Annotated in this window: 12 protein-coding genes and 1 pseudogene; 3 read left to right on the top strand and 10 right to left on the bottom strand. The window is 47.8% G+C overall.

Going from position 1 to position 19038, the window contains the following annotated elements; translation table 11 throughout:
* Positions 1–35: 35 nt before the first annotated feature.
* The 3 genes from essB to JQX68_RS16255 all read right to left on the bottom strand — a co-directional run bounded on the left by essB (position 36) and on the right by JQX68_RS16255 (position 1999).
* Entirely contained in the window at positions 36–1382 is a 1347-nt protein-coding gene (essB, locus tag JQX68_RS16245) for a type VII secretion protein EssB (RefSeq protein ID WP_128422377.1), read from the bottom strand.
* A 14-nt stretch (positions 1383–1396) separates the two neighbouring features.
* On the bottom strand, positions 1397–1636 hold the full coding sequence (yukD, locus tag JQX68_RS16250) for an ESX secretion system protein YukD (RefSeq protein WP_147772476.1): 240 nt from the start codon (positions 1634–1636) through the stop codon (positions 1397–1399).
* A 69-nt stretch (positions 1637–1705) separates the two neighbouring features.
* Entirely contained in the window at positions 1706–1999 is a 294-nt protein-coding gene (locus tag JQX68_RS16255; protein ID WP_003220661.1) for a WXG100 family type VII secretion target, read from the bottom strand.
* Between the two features lie 509 nt (positions 2000–2508).
* On the opposite strand from JQX68_RS16255, the pseudogene adeR reads away from it, so the two are divergent.
* The 3 genes and pseudogenes from adeR (at position 2509) to JQX68_RS16270 (ending at position 5805) form a co-directional block, all read left to right on the top strand.
* Positions 2509–3778: pseudogene (gene adeR / locus JQX68_RS16260) on the top strand (sporulation transcriptional activator AdeR).
* Positions 3779–3879: 101 nt separating this feature from the next.
* Positions 3880–5016 (top strand): alanine dehydrogenase, encoded by a 1137-nt coding sequence (gene ald, locus JQX68_RS16265; protein WP_147772477.1) that lies wholly within the window; start codon positions 3880–3882, stop codon positions 5014–5016.
* 111 nt (positions 5017–5127) lie between these two features.
* Positions 5128–5805: a YukJ family protein gene (locus tag JQX68_RS16270; protein WP_147772478.1), complete on the top strand. Its 678-nt coding sequence runs from the start codon at positions 5128–5130 to the stop codon at positions 5803–5805.
* Positions 5806–5847: 42 nt separating this feature from the next.
* On the opposite strand, the gene JQX68_RS16275 is transcribed toward JQX68_RS16270, so the two are convergent.
* The 7 genes from JQX68_RS16275 to besA form a co-directional block, all read right to left on the bottom strand.
* Positions 5848–6057: an MbtH family protein gene (locus JQX68_RS16275; RefSeq protein ID WP_014665214.1), complete on the bottom strand. Its 210-nt coding sequence runs from the start codon at positions 6055–6057 to the stop codon at positions 5848–5850.
* 14 nt (positions 6058–6071) lie between these two features.
* Positions 6072–13208, bottom strand: a complete 7137-nt coding sequence (dhbF, locus tag JQX68_RS16280) for a non-ribosomal peptide synthetase DhbF (RefSeq protein WP_147772479.1) — start codon at positions 13206–13208, stop codon at positions 6072–6074.
* A gap of 19 nt (positions 13209–13227) precedes the next feature.
* Positions 13228–14166: an isochorismatase gene (locus JQX68_RS16285; RefSeq protein WP_147772480.1), complete on the bottom strand. Its 939-nt coding sequence runs from the start codon at positions 14164–14166 to the stop codon at positions 13228–13230.
* A gap of 27 nt (positions 14167–14193) precedes the next feature.
* Entirely contained in the window at positions 14194–15813 is a 1620-nt protein-coding gene (locus JQX68_RS16290) for a (2,3-dihydroxybenzoyl)adenylate synthase (protein ID WP_069150227.1), read from the bottom strand.
* Between the two features lie 28 nt (positions 15814–15841).
* Complete coding sequence (gene dhbC, locus JQX68_RS16295) at positions 15842–17038, bottom strand: isochorismate synthase DhbC (protein WP_147772482.1); 1197 nt, start codon at positions 17036–17038, stop codon at positions 15842–15844.
* 25 nt (positions 17039–17063) lie between these two features.
* Positions 17064–17849, bottom strand: a complete 786-nt coding sequence (locus tag JQX68_RS16300) for a 2,3-dihydro-2,3-dihydroxybenzoate dehydrogenase (protein ID WP_147772483.1) — start codon at positions 17847–17849, stop codon at positions 17064–17066.
* A gap of 192 nt (positions 17850–18041) precedes the next feature.
* A complete protein-coding gene (besA, locus tag JQX68_RS16305) occupies positions 18042–18911 on the bottom strand; it encodes a ferri-bacillibactin esterase BesA (protein ID WP_147772484.1) in 870 nt (289 codons plus the stop codon).
* Positions 18912–19038: the final 127 nt, after the last annotated feature.

A 19038-nucleotide genomic window follows, 5' to 3' on the forward strand; every position in this document is an offset into this window, starting at 1 on the left:
AGCAACATGCGATGACCTGCGATTCATGTCTCACGTTATTTGTCATCTTTTTTCTCATCTTTCTTTTCTGTTTCTTTTTTCTCTTGTTCTTCTTTTTTCTTCTGTTCTTCTTTTTTCGCTTTTTCCTCTGCTGCGGCTTTTTCTTCCGCTTGTTGTTTTTCTTCGTCTGTTTGTGTCTGTTCTTCGCTAGTATCGACTAATGATGTATCAGAATTAGACTGTTTATTGTCTTGACGTTCTTTTTGCGCTTTTTCAAGTTCACTATTTACTGAATCAAGTTCTTTCTGTATGTCTTCATCATTTGTATCCTCAGATAAAAGCTGCTGCTTATATTTAGCAAGGGCAAAGTAAATATAATCATTGTATTCAAGCTTACGGCCGATACTGATCGCTTCTTTGTATTCTCCTCGACCATAATCAATCCAGTACAAGAAATGCTGAGGGTCTGATTGAAGGGTGACTAAATTATTTTCTATATTTTTAGTTTTTGCACTCCCCAGATTTTCGACCTCAACATAAGACGTCGCCAGCTGATACTGCACTGATTCAGGCAGGCTTTCCGCATCGTACTTGGACAATGTGCTGATGACTTCACTGTACTGCTTGTTTAAGAAAGCGCGGTTGCTGTCCACTATTGCCTGGTGCTTTGGCTGCGCGAAAAATAAGGCGTACATCGAGTAAATAAGGGCCGGTACAAGCAAAACAATGAGCCCCAGGCCGATATATCGCTGGATGTTCCACTTCTTTTTCGGGATATGTATGTATGTTTTTGCTTTGGCTTCGAGCTCATCAATATGGGCTTGAATCAGCTCAAGCAGGCCATCATAGGATTTCGCATCCAATATCGCTTTAGCCTCTGGGGAGAACGTCAGCGTTTCATTGAATTTCAGATAGTCTTCAAATGCAAAAGCGCCGTCAACCGCCAAAGCCGCTGCCGCTTTCAGCTCCCGCCACACTCTTTCCTCATCATGCTCGTAAGGAGGGATGCTTTCTTTTACTCCATAATGGAGAAAATAAGGCGTCAGCCCTTTATCGAATACAATGTTTTCCGGAGCGACAATCACATTCAGCCTCGACAAATTGTGCTGCTGCACGGCTTGAACAAGCTGATAGGCAAACTGCCATTTGCTTTTTTTATCCTTAGCTTTCATGAAGCGGAATGCTTTATAGGAGGAGGGAGGTTGGATTGTGATGATGACCTCATCATCTGTCACGTCGATCTCTTTATGAAAAAATGGATTTACATCTTTGATCACATTAGCTTCAAGACCGTCCAGAAGCTTTATTTTTTCCCGCTGAAAGGTAAATGTATAGCCGGCATCTGTTTTCTCGGCAACGGCTTCTAATTGGTTTTCTAAATACGATTTTTGTTTACCTGACATTCAACCAGATCCTTTCATAATATTTCAAGCCGGTCTCCGTTTGTAATGCCGCAATCAGACAGCTTGCATTCTCCGGAAAACACCTTATCCTTGTTAACCACTCTGATCCAGTGCCCTTCGCGCGGAGGCAAAGATACGCTTTGGGCCTGCCAAGCAATATCAATTACTTTTTTCACCGGGTGGTAATCTGACAATCTGAGATCAAAGACACTGCCGTTATAATGTTTCAAATCTATAGTAATATCAATATACATTTAGGATCACCCTTACATAGAAAGAGCGCCGTCTTCTTCTGAATCAGGCGCTCCTTCCCTTTCATACTGTTATCCGCGGATTTGATTTGCGATGTCTTGGTCAGTAGACTCAAGTGTATTTGCTGTTTGATCAAGCTGCTGATTCACATCTTGAAGCAAATCTGACATTTTGATAAATGAAGGTTTGAGCTGCTCGTATTGATCTGCGAACGCTTCGCTTGAAGCACCTTCCCACATGCTTTTCAAATCAGAGATCATTCGGTTTAAACGATCAACCTGATTTAATACTTCTTGGCTTTCAACGCCGTATTGCTTCGCCATCGCTCTTAGCTCTTCGGGTGTGACACGAATTAATCCTGCCATATTCCTCATTACCTCCTGTGCCATCAGCCTAAATATGGGCTAATTCACTTATTTTTAGAACGTCATTATTATAAAAACAGTTTTTCGGCATAGTCAAACAAATATGTTTTAATTTTACAAAATGAGTCCAATGGTTTACCTCGAACCACTTAAAAATAACATATATTGTAAAGTAAATAGGTTTATTTTCTTAATCTTCTTTTCATCCTCCGAATAATCCAAAAGACCCAAATGATTCTCCAACTCCCAAAAAAAACCTTTCAGAATATTTGATGCTACAGCACCATTTCTGAAAGGTTCAGTTTTTTCTTTCCTTAATCAGTCCCGCCTCCGATGACTCTCTTAGAAGATTAATAGAATAAGCTTTCGTATCATATAAGGCATACAACTGTACTTGAAAAAGGCGATTCACCGCCACATGTATATAGAACGTTTCTCTCATGTAAGTGTTTTTCTTTGTTGTTGATTTTCACAAACAACAACAATCATAATAAAAGGAAGGGGATGAGATGTCAAAGAGAAATCAAGCACGAAAAAGTAGGGAGATTTATGACCATGCCGAATGATCCGTTTAAATATAGTTTTGACAGACTTGAAGATGTGGCTGATCATATCAGCGATGTTCTGCGGTGCCCGATCACCATAGAGGATGTTAACCACAAGCTGCTTGCCTACAGTACACACAGCGACTGCACAGACCCTGCCCGGACGTCTACCATTATTGGCAGAAGGGTACCGGAGAAGGTGATTAACAAGCTGTGGAAAGACGGGACAATTCCTGCTCTCTTAAAAACGGACCAGCCGATCAGAGTCAAGCAAATCGATGAAGTCGGGCTGAGCAATCGCGTCGCTATTTCGATTTGGAAAAACAACCAAGTGCTTGGCTTCATATGGGCGCTTGAGATCCAAAAAACATTGTCTGATGATGACCTGATGACATTGCAAATGGCGGCAAAAGCAGTGAGAAACAAGCTTCTTAAACTTCAAATCAGAAAAACAAAAAATGAAGAACGCAGCCAAGAATTTTTCTGGAAAATGCTGACTGGACACATCCATCAGGAGGACGACATGGCGGATGGGTTCCATAAGCTTGGAATGGCCGCTCCTTCAGAATTTTCCGTTATGATCATCCGCATAAACGGTGAGCTGACTGAAAAAATCGAACAGCAGCTGCAATATTTACAGGAAACGACCCAGCAGGTTTACGTGTTGCTGGCGACCGTAGATTCTAATGAACTGATTATATTAACCGCACCCAAAACAGATCATCCTTTTCAAGATTTAAAACAGTTTGCTTTCAGTACGCAAAAACAGCTGAAGGAGCGGTATAAAATAGAAGACGTTTCTATCGCTTTCGGCGGAATATACAGCTCTATTTCTTTTGTCTCCCGCTCCTATCAGGAGGCATTGTCCGTCTTAAAAGCGAAGGAACGGTTCGCAGAAGAGACCAAACATCTTTTCAGCTTTTCTGAGTTAGGCATTTATCAATACTTAGATGTCTTATATGAAAAACGGAAACTGGCGGGCTATGATAATTACTCGCTTTCCAAACTGGAACAATATGACCGTGATCACCAGTCAAATCTGGTAGAGACGCTAGAGCGCTTTATTGAAGCAGACAGTAACGTGAATACGGCTTCCAAGCTGTTAAATATACACGTTAATACGCTGAATTACCGCCTCAAGCGAATCAGCCAAATCGCTGAAATTGATTTAAAAAATGTGAATCAAAAATTCACCATCTATTTAGATATTAAACTTCGGCACATGGATTTGTGAAATTTCACAAATCCATGTTTTTTTATTTTCTTAATCAAACAAAGAATTTTCCAAAATATCGAGCTACACTAAAAATATTACAGATACAGGAGGAGACAGATATGATCATAGGGGTTCCTAAAGAGATAAAAAACAATGAAAACCGTGTCGCTTTAACACCTGGAGGCGTTTCACAGCTCATTTCAAACGGCCACCGAGTGCTGGTTGAAACAGGCGCGGGCCTTGGAAGCGGATTTGAAAATGAAGCCTATGAGTCAGCAGGAGCGGAAATCATTGCTGATCCGAAACAGGTCTGGGACGCCGAAATTGTCATGAAGGTAAAAGAACCGCTGCCGGAAGAATATGTTTATTTTCGCAAAGGTCTTGTGCTGTTTACGTATCTTCATTTAGCAGCTGAGCCTGAGCTTGCACAGGCCTTGAAGGATAAAGGAGTAACTGCCATCGCATATGAAACGGTTAGTGAAGGCCGGACATTGCCTCTTCTCACGCCAATGTCCGAGGTTGCGGGCAGAATGGCAGCGCAAATCGGAGCTCAATTCTTAGAAAAACCTAAAGGCGGAAAAGGCATTTTGCTTGCCGGGGTGCCGGGCGTTTCTCGCGGAAAAGTAACGATTATCGGAGGAGGCGTGGTCGGGACAAACGCGGCGAAAATGGCTGTCGGACTCGGTGCAGATGTGACGATCATTGACTTAAACGCAGACCGCCTGCGCCAGCTTGATGACATCTTCGGCCATCAAATTAAAACGTTAATTTCTAATCCGGTCAATATTGCTGATGCTGTGGCGGAAGCGGATCTTCTCATTTGCGCAGTATTAATTCCGGGTGCTAAAGCTCCGACTCTTGTGACTGAGGAAATGGTAAAACAAATGAAACCTGGTTCAGTCATTGTTGATGTAGCAATCGACCAAGGCGGCATCGTCGAAACGGTCGACCATATCACTACACATGACCAGCCGACATATGAAAAACACGGTGTTGTGCACTATGCTGTAGCGAACATGCCGGGCGCTGTTCCTCGCACATCAACAATCGCTCTGACTAATGTTACAGTTCCATACGCGCTGCAAATCGCGAACAAAGGGGCAGCAAAAGCGCTCGCAGACAATGCGGCACTGAGAGCGGGTTTAAACACCGCAAACGGACACGTAACTTATGAAGCTGTAGCGAGGGATCTAGGCTATGAATATGTTCCTGCCGAGAAAGCTTTACAGGATGAATCATCTGTGGCGGGCGCTTAATTCACATTGAGCTTGCAGAAAGATTTCTGCAGGCTTTTTTTATCTTTTAAAAGGAAAAAGAGATCATTTCACGAATTATGATTATGAAGTTGATCATAAAGGAGGATTCATATGGCTGTTCAGCAATATGGCGTGTTAAAAGGCATTGTCTTAGACATGAAGCGTGAAACCGATGATGACAGTCCTCATTTCCAAGTCAAAGTGCTCGGTGAAGAGAATACGTATTACAGGTGCGCCATCAATGTGATGTCCAGTTCTGAAGAATCTGAAGTATTGTATTTGGCTGACGATCAGTTTGATTCGAGCTCGATTACCATCCTTCCGAACATGCCGTATGGATATACAAGGATCAATGAGGGAAACCGTGAAGTGGCGCTTGATTACGTGCGGGGCAATTTGTTTGACCCGGGAGAAATGAAGCCTTTGCCGCATGAAATCACGGGGCCTGATAATGATTTAAATGATTTTATTGAAACGTATATGAAGAAAGCGCAAGATGAGAAAGCGCCGGTTTATATATTCGGTTCCAAATTCGGACCTGAACAGGCTGCAGATAAAATATTCGGCTTTACCCCGACCAACGGCATGCACAATATCCATATGAATCAAGGGAATGCAATGGATACCCGCTGGAAAAAAGACAACGGTTCTTGGCATGACGGGGGCATTCTGATTCAGTTTGCCGATCAGTGGGCCGCTGTGTTTTTAGCGTTTTTATCCCAATCTTGGTGTACAGATGAAAACGGAAACCCGGTCAGAGATTGTGATCATACCCAAACGTCTGCGTAAAATAGAAAAAGAGACTGCTTGCCGCAGTCTCTTTTTATGCGATTACACATTTTCAACAGTCTTTAGGCTGTTTGGCCTCATGTCTCTCCAATGTGATTGGATATAGTCTAGACAAGCTTCACGCCCTTTTTGTTCATGAACGACTGTCCAGCCGCTCGGCACATCTATAAAACCGGGCCATAGGGAATATTGGCCTTCTTCGTTGATCAGCACCAAATAGGTGCCATCCGCATTTTCAAAAGGATTTGCCATCTATTTCTCCTCCCTTATTGATGTAACTCTTTCAATTTGACAGCGAGAACCTTGCCGATTTGAGCTAGCGGTTCCGGCTGACATAAATCTTTATGACGGCAGTTGATGTCGATTTGTTCAATCTGTCCGTTAATATAAGGCTTCCACGAATCAGGTTCAATCGGATCAAACCATTCAGGAATGATTGTTGATCTGAAAAATAAAACATTTCCAAGGAAGGTTTTCGGCTTATAGGAGCCTAAAATGCCGACAGAATTGACATACGTATTTTTCAGATTTAAAATGACCGTTTCATCCAAGCTCGCAAGCGCACTGCCGTCACTGCGAAGAATCTCAATTGCTGCTTCAAAATCTAGCGGTTTGCCCCCTAAGCTGTCTGGATCGTACCCGCCTAACGCCAGAAGGGCAATAAGCGCTTCCTCATCATCCGGCGCCTCTTTTATAGGAAGGAAGTGGTTTGGATAGGCATCCAGCATCACCAATAGGGAAACTTCTTCTCCTTGATTTTGCAGCTGGGTGGCCATCGCTTGAACGACATTCCCGCCCAGGGACCAGCCCAGCAGATGGTACGGGCCTTTCGGCTGGACCGTTCGTATTTGTTCAATGTAATCGGCCGCCATGTCATCAAGTGTTTTCGGAAGCTCCTCGCGCTGCCCGATTCCCCGTGCCTGCAAGCCATAGATCGGATAATCCGTTCCTATATTCGTCATCAAACCGGCATAGCACCAGCTGAGCCCCCCTGCCGGATGCACACAGAATAAAGGAAGCTTGTCTCCGCTTGTTCGGAGCGGCAGCAGAACATCAAGAGCGCTTTGGCTTGATCCCATTTCAAGTCTTTCAGCAAGCCCGGCAACAGTCGGCGCTTCGAATAGGTTGCCGATGCTGAGTTCAACGCCGAGGGATTCGCGGATGCGGCTCATGAGCTGTACAGCAAGCAAGGAATGTCCGCCTAAATCAAAGAAACGATCATCAATGCCGACACGCGGCAAGTGAAGCACCTCCATAAACAAGTCACAGAGAATTTCTTCCTGCGGCGTTCTCGGTCCGCGTCCTGTCACTGCCCCTGCGAAATCCGGAGCGGGCAGCGCTTTACGATCTAGCTTTCCATTCGGTGTCAGCGGCAATTCTTTCATCGTCACAAAGGCAGCAGGCACCATGTAATCCGGCAATCTCTCAGCAGCATATCTGCGCAGTTCCGCCGTATCAAATGTTTCTTCCGAAGGGATGACATAAGCTGCCAACCGTTTATCTCCCGGCTGATCCTCACGAACGATCACTGCCGCATCTTCAAGCTGCGGATGCTGAATGAGCGCTGCTTCAATTTCTCCCAGTTCAATCCGGAATCCCCGAATTTTCACCTGATGATCGGCGCGGCCGACATAGTCAAGAGAACCATCAGCGCGGAGGCGGGCCACATCCCCAGTGCGGTACATCCTAGTGCCTGGAGGACCGAATGGATCAGCTATGAAGCGTTCAGATGTTAAACCAGGCCGGCCTAGATAGCCTCGTGCTAACCCCGCTCCTGATACATACAACTCTCCGGCAACCCCCGGCGGCACCGGCTGCAGGCGCTCATCCAGCACATATACACCAAGATCGGGAATGCCGCAGCCGATCAAGCTGTTTGCCCGTAAAGCTGCCATGCTTCGGTCTAATTCGATATAGCTCACATGCACGGTTGTTTCTGTAATACCATACATATTGATAAGCTGCGGGCTATTTTCAGGGTGGCGGTTATACCAATCCTCTAAACGGCTGAGTTCAAGCGCTTCTCCGCCAAAAATGACATAGCGCAGGCTGAGCGCCTGTCCGAGATCCGGCTGTTCCCGTTCCGCCTGCATAAACTGATAGAAAGCGGACGGTGTCTGATTCAGAACGGTCACACCCTCTTTGACAAGCAGGCGCAGAAATGCTTCTGGCGATCTGCTGACGTGATGAGGCACGATCACGAGACGCCCGCCATGCAGCAGAGGACCCCAAATCTCCCACACTGAAAAGTCAAAAGCGTAGGAATGGAACATGGTCCAGATATCGTCTGAGCTGAAATGGAACCAGTGCTCGGTCGCTGCAAATAAACGCGTTACGTTTTGGTGAGGAATCATCACACCTTTTGGAACACCAGTTGAGCCGGATGTATAAATGACATACGCCGTATTCAAAGGCGTAAGCGGCTGGATCCGGTCCGTATTATCCGGATTATCAGCTGGGTATGTGTTTAGTTTCTTTTCCAGTTTGAGATCATCTAGTACGATTTTCGGCACGTTGTCCGCTGGCGGAATGTGCTCTGCAGCTTTAGTATTCGTCATGATAAACGCGGGCTGTGCATCTTTTAGCATAAAAGCAATTCGATCAGCCGGATAATCCGGATCAAGAGGCAGATAAGCTGCTCCCGCTTTCAGCACCGCCAGTAGTCCGACAGCCATTTCCAATGATCGGGGCAGTGCCAATGCCACAAATTGCTCCGGCCCGACACCTTCACTAATCAGCATGCGGGCAAGCCGATTTGCTCTTTCATTCAGCTCTGCATAGCTCAGTGCCCGATCTTCATAAACAACGGCAATGGCATCAGGACGTAAAGCAGCCTGTTTCTCAAACTGCTCAGGTAAACATGCGTGCGGAATCTTTTCAGATACACCTTGCCAATCTGTCACCATGCTGCTGCGTTCCTCTGGCGCAAGAATATCCAGATTTCCGATTTGCTCGTCAGGATCAGACTCGGCAACCTCCAACAGGCGCATCAATCGGTCAGCAAGAGCCTGAGCCGTTTCCCGCTTGAAAAGATCAGTGCTGTATTCAAGCAGTCCTTCCATTCCGTTTGGTGTCCCGTCAGCAAGGCGATCTTCACTGATTTCCAGCGTCAAATCAAACTTGGCAGAACCGACACTGTTGATTCGCAGGCTGCTCTCCATGTCAGGAAGTTGCAGTTCAGCATCCGGTGTGTTTTGGAACGCAAGCATGATTTGGAACAAAGGATGCGTCGCACGCGAACGAGCCGGATTGAGCACCTCTACAAGTCTCTCAAACGGCAGATCCTGATTGTCATAGGCTGCCAGATTCACTTCCCTCACTCTGTCAAGAAGCTCACGGAAGCTTGGGTCACCGGACGTATCGGTTCTGAGCACCAATGTATTGATAAACAGCCCTACAAGATCGCCCAGCGCATCATCATTCCGTCCCGCGATCGGACTGCCGATCGGAATGTCGGTACCCGCCCCAAGCCTTGTCAATAAAGCAGCGAGACCGGATTGAAGCACCATAAATAGGCTCACCCTATTTGCGCGAGCCAGCTCCTGCAAGCGCTTGTGAAGGTCGGGCTCAATACGAAAATGAATCGTATCCCCATCATGGCTCGGCTCAGCCGGACGTGAATAATCGGTTGGCAGTTCAAGCTGATCAGGCAGGTTCTTCAAGGTTTCTTTCCAGAAAGCAAGCTGTCCGGCAATCAAGCTATTTGGATCATTCTCGTTTCCAAGCAGTTCTTGCTGCCAAAGCGCATAGTCCGCATACTGCACAGCAAGAGGCGCCCATTCGGGAGCTTTTCCGTGGCAGCGAGCCGCATAAGCCGTCCCAAGATCTCGGGTCAGCGGTGTTAAGGACCAGCCGTCCCCGACAATATGATGGACGAGAAGAAGGAGCACGTACTCGTCAGGACCGATCACAAAAAGCTCGGCACGAAAGGCCGGTTCAGCTGCAAGATCAAAGCTGTAGCGTACAGCTTCGGCAAGCCGATCAGAAAGCTCCTTCTCAGCAATTTCAGTAACATGTAACTCAGGATGGGCTTGGTCGGCATCTAAAATATGCTGATAGGATGTCCCCTGTGTTTCAGGGAAGATCGTCCGCAAGCTTTCATGACGGCAGACGAGGTCATAAAGTGCCGCTTTCAGCACTCCTTGATCCAGCTCACCCGACAAACGGACAGTAACCGGAATATTATAAGTAGGACTCGGTCCTTCCAGACAATGTAGGAACCATAGCCGGCGCTGGGCAAATGATAGCGGGATCTTTTCAGGCCGCTCAGCTCTCTGCAAAGCGGGACGTGCACTCTGCGCCAGATCAAGATGGGCAGCGAGACCGGCTACTGTCGGTTCGTCAAAGAGCTTGGCGATACCAAGTTCGGCTCCCATTACCTCGCGAATGCGGCTCATCAGTCGGGCTGCGAGAAGAGAATGACCGCCAAGCTCGAAGAAACTGTCATCGATACCGACACGTGCCAAACCGAGAACCTCTGCAAACAAGTCACACAATATCTCTTCCTGAGGAGTCCGCGGGGCCCGATCACTGACAGATGTGCTGAAATCTGGTGCCGGCAGTGCTTTCCGGTCAAGCTTGCCATTAGGTGTTAACGGCAGCTCGTCCATCTCCACAAACGCCGCCGGTACCATATAATCAGGAAGACTGGCCCCCATATAACGGCGAAGCTCGGCAATATCGATAGCAGAATCAGCGACTACATAAGCCGCCAATCGTTTGTCTCCCGGCTGATCTTCCCGTACGACAACCGCTGCCTGTTCAATGTGCGGGTGCTTGGCAAGCACGGCATCAATTTCTCCGAGTTCAATTCGGAATCCGCGAATTTTGATTTGATGATCCGCCCGCCCGATATAATCCAAAGACCCATCAGCGCGCCAGCGAGCCTGGTCTCCGGTCCGATACATCCGAGTCCCCGGCGGTCCGTATGGATCTGCAACAAAACGCTCAGCCGTTAAATCAGGGCGGTGGAAATAACCTCTGGCCAAGCCGGTTCCTGCGATATAAAGCTCGCCGACAACCCCCGGCGGCACCGGCTGCAGACCGTTATCAAGCACATACACCTGCGTATTCCAAATCGGTTTGCCAATCGGCGGAACGCCCTTCAGCCCTTCATCAAGAAAAGCTGCTGCAGACCAAATCGTTGTTTCAGTCGGACCGTATAAATTCGTGACTGAACAATGAAGGTCTTGAAGCGCCTGCAAAAGACCGCTCGGCAGCGCCTCACCTCCGACAAGCACTCTAAGCCCCCGAAGTTTCTCAGGTTCACTCGTCACCAAAGCATGCCATAGTGTCGGTGTTGCCTGCATGATATTGATATCGAAATTTTCAATCATTTGAGCTAATGCCTGTGGCTCTCGGATCGTTTCTTTCTTTGCGATCACGATTTGCGCACCGCTAATCAGCGGAAGATATAACTCCAATGCTGAAATATCAAAAGCGACAGTCGTCACAGCCAACAGCCTGTCTTCTTCTCCTAGAGAAAATGCCTCCTGCATGGACAGCAGAAAATTGCTTAAGCTTTTCTGTGTCACAACGACGCCCTTCGGTCTTCCGGTTGATCCTGATGTATAGATAATATACGCAGGATGGTCAAGAGAAACCGATACATTCGGATTGTCAGGCGAATAGCGTTTTAAAACCTCCTGGGTAACAGCCTGATCAAGCACTAGCTCCGGTACAGCCAGGTCATCAGGCAGACTGGCTGCTATTTCCTCAGTCGTTATGATGCATGAAGGCTTCGCATCCTCCAGCATGTAAGAAATACGGTCGGCAGGAAACTCCGGATCAAGCGGGAGATACGCCGCACCAGTCTTGAGCACAGCAAGCATTGAAGCCACCATCTCTGGAGAACGCGGCAGCGCCAAAGCGACAAATTGCTCCGGACCAAGGCCTTTTTCAATCAACAGATGCGCAAGGCGATTTGACTCTTCGTTGAGCTTTCGATAGTTGACTTGAATGTCATCACACATAAGAGCGATACGTTCTGGCGTATGAACTACCTGTTTTTCGAACATGTCCTGGAGTCTGACCAGCTTCTCGGATTTTTCCGTATGGTTCCATTTATGAATGACTTGTTCTTTCTCCTCTGGCAGCAAAAGCTCCATTTGCCCAATCAGCATGTCCTCCCCAGCTGAAGCCGCTTGCAGCAGCTGCAGGATACGCTGCTGATGATGCTTGATATCAGACTCGCTGTATACCTCGGGATTCGCATCAACATCAATTCGCAGCCCGCTGCCATCTGTTCTGTCATATACATTGATTGATAGATCATCAACAGGACCGGCTGAAAGATTATGCGTTATGCCCCGGGCCCCGGCAAAGTCGAGACCATAATCAAACGGCATGAGATTGATTTGAGGGCCAAATAATCTATGATTTTCTCCTATCAATTTCAGATCACGCCGAAGCTCTTCATGGCGATACTTATGATGTCGCCGAATACTGCGGATTTCCCGGGAAATTTGCTGAATCAGTTCAGAAAAGCTCATCGAAGAGCTGACAGTCAGCCGAAGAGGGAGAAGGTTCATCACCATAGCCGGTACATTCAGTGATGCGGAACCTATCCTTCCCATCATGGGCAGGCCGAGCACAACATCCTCAGAGCCGGTCATACGGTGCACATAAACAGCTGACACCGCAATCATAACTTCATGCCAGCTTCCTGAGAAATAGCGCGCCGCTTCTTTTAACGCGTTTACATCAGACGGAGGCAGATATGCCGTATGACGAAGAAAACTGTTAGATGTTCTTGGCGCCCGATCAGCCAAGCTCACAACTTCAGGTGCATCTGCAAAACGGTCCAGCCAGAATTGACGATCCTTCTCATACTGCTCTGATCCGCGATAATCTGTATCCTCCTCCAAAATGGCTTGGAGAGACCCAAAGGAACGATCCTTAGCTGTTTGTCCTTTTATAAGCTTGGTATATGTACTTGCCACACGCTGGGCTATCAGTGAAAAACCGAAGCCATCGATCGCTATATGGTGAATGCGCTGATACCAAAAGAAACGATCAGGCCCGGCAATAAACAGAGCTTCATTGAACAAAGGGTCATCTCCTAAATCAACCGGCTTTGCCAAATCCGCTTTCATCCAGTTTAATGCTGTTTTTTCCGGATCAGGCTCAGAGCTGACGTCAATGACGTGCAGCTGTACATCCGGAGACGGGTTTATCATCTGCCATGGCCCGTCCATATTTTCACCGAAGTGGACATGCAGCGATTCCGCTTCCTTGATCACGTGCCGCAAAGCTTCTTCAAAAAGAGCAATATTGATGGGTCCATTGATTTCTATATATTCTGCCGTATTGTAGATTGGATTGTCCGGATCAAGCTGTTGAGCAAACCATATGCCAGTTTGCGCCCCGGTCAAAGAATATTGAAGATCTTTTGTATCAGGCATCCGTTTGTTTACCCTCCTTTTATAAATAATCCGCGTTTGGCAGCACTTGCTGGCTGCGGGTTGTGAGCAATTTCTGCCATTCTTCGATCGTTGGGCGTTCAGCCAATTCCACGAAAGTCACCTCTGCCCCTTCACGGCGCCATTGTTCCACCAATGTCATGATCCTTACCGAATCTAGACCACGATCGAGCAAATCCTCTTGATCTGTAATGTCTTCCGGTGTTTCTTGCAGAAGCTCAGCAATTTGTTTACGGATATTCTCACATGTAAACACTTCTTTTTTGCCGGTGTTTGCTGACGTTTTTTGAACGTCTGCCGGCGCGTTCTGCAGCTGATCAAGAAGACTGTCAGTCATCACGGTAAATGCACAGCGTCCAGCCGCATAGTCCAGCGCCATTTGATGTTTTTCTAACGAAAAATCAGCAACTGCATCTCCCACAAAAAAGGCTTTTATATCCTCCATAAATGCCTCACATGCTGTAACGAGACAGCCAATATGGGCGTAAATTCCGGTAATGATCAGCTGATCGCGTCCCTCTTTGCGCATAATGTCAAGCAGGTTCGTTCTCTTAAACGCGCTGTATCTCCATTTTGTCAGCACAAGATCATCATTCTCCGGTGCCAGCTCGGGTATAATTTTCTCCTCATAAGGACCGCTGTTTAATCCCGGGCCCCAAAAGTCTGTCAGCAGCGCCCGGTCAGCCGGATTTTGGCTTCCCGGCTGCGCGGTATAGACAACAGGAACCCCAAGCTGAACACATTGATCCTTCAGCTTTCGTATATTCGCTGAAAGCTCTGTTACCGGAGACGCTCCAGCTGTGAAAGCATCAACAAAATAGTTTTGCATATCGTGTATTAACAAGACAGCCCGATTTGGATCAGGCACCCATGATACTTTGTTTTGGGGCATATCAGACGCTGTCGGCATTTGATACGGCTGAATGGCAGGTATAGCCATTTGAACACTTCCTCTCAAATTGTTGTTTTATTTTTTTGCCCCTGCAAGAAGCTTCTCAGCAATGGCTTCACGAAGGGCCTTTTTGCTTACCTTTCCTACCCCTGTCTGCGGGAAGGATTCGACAAATTCTATACGGTCGGGAATTTTATATGCCGCCAGTCCGCGCTCTCTCAAAAAAGCTTTGAGCTCTGCGGATTTCGGGGCTTCATCCCGGGGAATAATAAACACACAGGATCTTTCGCCAAGAAATTGATCAGGCATGGAGACCATTGCCGCATCATGGACAGCCGGATGCGCCAGCAAATGATTTTCTACCTCTTCAGCCGCAACCTTTTCTCCTCCACGGTTAATTTGGTCCTTCGCACGGCCTTCAACGACAATATAGCCGTCTGGTGTCAGCCTGACGATATCACCCGTACGGTAAAAACCGTCCTCAGTAAATGAAGCAGCATTATGCTCTTCCGCCTTATAGTAACCTCGAATTGTATACGGTCCCCGCGTTAGCAAGTGGCCTGCTTCACCAGGTTTTACATCGCGATCCTGATCATCCCAAACACGCACTTCATCATATGGGGACATCGGTTTTCCTTGGGTATTGACAATGATCTCCTCAGGGTCATCCAATCTCGTATAATTGACAAGCCCCTCTGCCATTCCGAACACCTGCTGCAGCGTGCAGCCGAAAACAGCTTTTACCCTTCGCGCGGCTTCAGCATTGAACTTGGCACCGCCGACCTGCAGCACTTGAAGGCTGGATAAATCGTCACGGCGTGAGGATGCCGCATCCATCCATACCATCGCAAGAGGCGGAACAAGAGCGGTTATCGTGACCTTTTCGCGTTCAATCAAAGGAAATGCGTCATCTGGACTTGGAGAAGGAGATAAAACCACTCTTCCTCCAGCGTATAATACGCCGAGAACCCCCGGTGAGCTCAGCGGATAATTGTGCGCCATCGGCAGAGCGGCCAGGTACACCGTGCTGTCGTCGAGCCAGCAGACCTCGACACTCCGCTTCAGACTGTAAATGTAGTCGTCATGAGTCCTCGGAATCAGTTTCGATAGCCCGGTGCTCCCGCCAGAAAGCTGGAGGAACGCCACATCTGAAGATTTGACTTCAGGCAGTTTTACAGGTTCTGTATGCAAATCATTCAGCGGCAAAAATTCCTCTGCCTCACCCGCGACAATGACATGTTTCAACGTCGGCAACTTGCTTTGAACCTGTCTGGCAAGTGAACGGTAGTCAAAACCAGAATAAGAATCGGGAATGATATATGCAGCCGCTTCAGCAAACTCGCAAAAATATGTAATCTCACTGCTTCGATGAGAAGGCAGCGCAAAGACTGGAAGCGCCCCCAGGCGGAAAAGCGCGAAAATGACTTCAAAAAACTCTTTGATATTTGGCAGCTGCACCACGACACGATCCATCTGTTGAATGCCAAGCTTCTGAAATCCGGCAGCCAGACGATCAACCCTTGTGTCAAGCTCTTGATAGCTCCAATGGGTGTTCCCGCATGTAATCGCAATGCGATCGCCATATTTGGCTGCCCGGTCTCTTAACAAATCTCCAAACGTCTCGCCGGCCCAGCAGCCGTTTTTCCGATATATCTCAGCTACCTCTTCAGGCCAAGGAGTAAATCCATTCAGCATATTGTATCCCTCCAGCAATTCATTCTGATCATAAGTGATTCACACCCATTGCCCGAAGCATTGTCCGAAACTTTGCGGATGTCTCCTGAAGCTCGTCCTCTGGCTTTGATCCGGCAACAACACCAGCTCCCGCATACAGGCGGAGTGAGCGATCTTCCGCCTCAGCACAACGGATCGTCACGATCCATTCTCCGTCACCCGCATCGTCACACCAGCCGACCATGCCGGTAAAGAAACCGCGGTCGAACGGCTCAATGCTGAGAATCGCTTCTCTTGCAAGATCAGTCGGTGTTCCGCAGACCGCCGGCGTCGGGTGAAGTGCCGCCGCCAATTCAAGTGCGGTTACAGATGGATCGGAAAGCTCTCCCTTAATCACGCTGGACAGGTGCCACATCGTTTCTGTTTTGATCAGTGAAGGCTTCTCCGGAACCTCTAGCGTCCGGCAGAAAGGCCTTAGCGCTGCCGCAACTGCGTCAGCCACAACCGCGTGCTCATGAAGATCCTTTTCGGAAGCAAGCAATTCAGCTGCCCGGCGCTGGTCTTCAACAGGATCATCACTGCGCGGCCTTGAACCGGCTAATGGATTGGAAACGACCTGAGTTCCCATCCTTGAAACGAGAAGCTCCGGACTTGCACCGAGCAATGTTCGGCGGGGAGATGTTTCCGTCTGACTGGACACGTCTGCGGCAAATGTGTAGCCATGCGTGTTATGCTGAGCCAGATGGCGAAGCAGCTCATCCGTCTGAATCGGTTCAGGCGATGTCAGCTGCAGCGACCTGGACAGAACGATTTTGCTGAGTATTCCATCGGCAATGCGTGCCAGCCCTTGTTCCACACCATTTTTATAATCCTCCGGTGCCGGAACAGGCTCTATGTGATATGTATGCTCACATTGCTGCTCCTTCTCCGCATAGTCAAATTGAAGCGGTCCTGACCAGCGAACTTCTTCAGGAACAACGAGCCGCGCTGCTTTTACTTGATCAAATGGAACGGCCCCGACAACAAGCGGACGGCTTTGCCCCGATCGCTTTGCCTGACGCAGCGTCTCAGCAATACGGACAGAAAGGGTTTCCATTTGATTTTGCCCGTCTGCCCCCGGTACGATTTCACATATGCCTTTCGCTAACAGTACGCGATGAGGAGAAGCTAAGAAAAAGGCACCCGGCTGATACTCACGAAGCAAATGCTCCGCTTTTGTTTCTGGTATTACGTTTTGTTCCAACATTCTCATGAACCTCCTTTAAATTCAGTTACACGCCTAACGTCGCGCCGCCATCTACGCATAAATTATGCATCGTAATATGCCCTGCCTGGCCAGAAACCAAAAAGAGCACTGCATCCGCAATATCCGAAGGCTGGGCTAATTTTTTGAGCGGGATCCCTGTTTTAAATGTCTCAAGTGAACCTTTTATGACTTGCTCCGCTCCATTCTCATCGGCCCATAATGACCACTGCATGTCTGTTTCCGTTGATCCGGGAGAGACGATGTTGCAGCGAATATTGTATTCTGCAAGCTCAAGGCCAAGGCATTTCGTAAACATCACAGCCGCAGCCTTTGAAGATGCATATGCCGCCATAGATGTTCTTGGCACACCCGCAGCATTTGATCCGACCGTTACGATCGAACCAGATCTCCGGTCCATCATATATTTGCTGACTGAACGCGAGGCGTTAAATACGCCAGTCGAATTCACTGAGAACGTCGCTTCCCATTCCTCATCACTAAGCGAATGGATGAGACCCGGGCGAAGGACACCCGCTACATTCACCAAAATATCAATCGGCCCCATCTCGCGTTCGATGCGCGCCGTGATCTCGTCAATCGCCGCGCTGTCTCTCACATCCGCAGGAAAAGCTTTCGCATGGTGCCCATCCGCTTTGAGGCTGTTCACAACCTTTTCCAGCTTTTCAGGATTATAATCAACTGCCGCAATATGTGCGCCTTGACCGGCAAGCGTCCGCGCAACAGCTTCACCTATCCCTTGGGCTGCCCCTGTTATAAAAGCAATTTTGCCCTTTATATCCGTTGCATTCATATCATCAATTCCTTTCTTCACTCTAGATGCAGAACAGACATCCAGAGAAAAAGACTGCCGCACTTTGAAAAGCGCCATTTATTGATAATGATTATCATTATCAATTATAAAAATAATCATATCCAAATGTCATGTGACAGTCAAATATAATTTCAGTGACAACTATTTTTTAGAAGCTAGGCTGAGTATGTCTCAGCCCATTGAAAGATGCGGTCCGTCAGGATGAAGCGCAAAACGCAGCGCCCGGCTGACCAAAACAGGAAGAACCGAAATATGCCCTTCTCCTGAAAACTCACAAAATTCTGCCCGTATGCCTTGTCCAGATAAAACGGCCAGCCGCTCGTAAAGCTCCCTCGCATTATCGTTCATCCGGCTTTTATGATGCTGCTCCAATTCCCCTGCGGCAAGCAGGATATTGATAGGCTGATTGTTTTTCTTAGTGAGGGAGGCGAAATGATCCGCTCTCTCGAGAATAAACGGTTTATTCCAATGAATGGACGGACTTCCCGCAATATAGGTTTGAAACGCCTCCGGCTTAGTGAACAGCACCTGCAGCACGAAAAGCCCGCCAAGCGAGTGGCCAAAGATTGTTTGTCTGTTTTTGTCAATCTGGTAATCTCGTTCTATCTCCGGTTTCAGATCCTCCTCAATAAACCTGATAAAGCTCTCTGCTCCGCCATGCTCCGGCCATTCTTTGCCGTCGGGCCGTTCCGGCAGCTTCGATTGGGCTGTCGGCATTGTAAAATCCCGGTGACGCGCTGAGGAAAACGGCTCCGCTGTCTCATAGCCAATGCCGACGATCACTGCAGGAATTACCCCTGTTTTTTCAGGTCGGCGCCCCTGTATTCGAACGGCTTCCGTCATCGTTCCAAAGACAGAATTGGCATCCAGCAGATAAATCACAGGATAGCCAGCGGGTGGCGGCGGCGTATTCGGTTTCGAGATAAAAATATGATAGGTACGGTTTTCAATGCGAGAAGACATCATACGCACTTCCGTACCAGGAATCGTATATGCGTTTGGTGTTCCGCCTTTCGTCCGGTCTGTTGTTTGCTCTTTCATGCAGTACGACATTCCTCTCCTTAAACTAAACACAATGTGTGATAATGATTTTCACTATCAACTAGACAACTCAAATAATAGGTTTTCTTCCAAAGAAAGTCAACTTTTTCCCGAATAAAAAAGGCAC

It is taken from the genome of Bacillus sp. LJBS06 (assembly GCF_016924995.1).
Lineage (GTDB): Bacteria > Bacillota > Bacilli > Bacillales > Bacillaceae > Bacillus > Bacillus stercoris.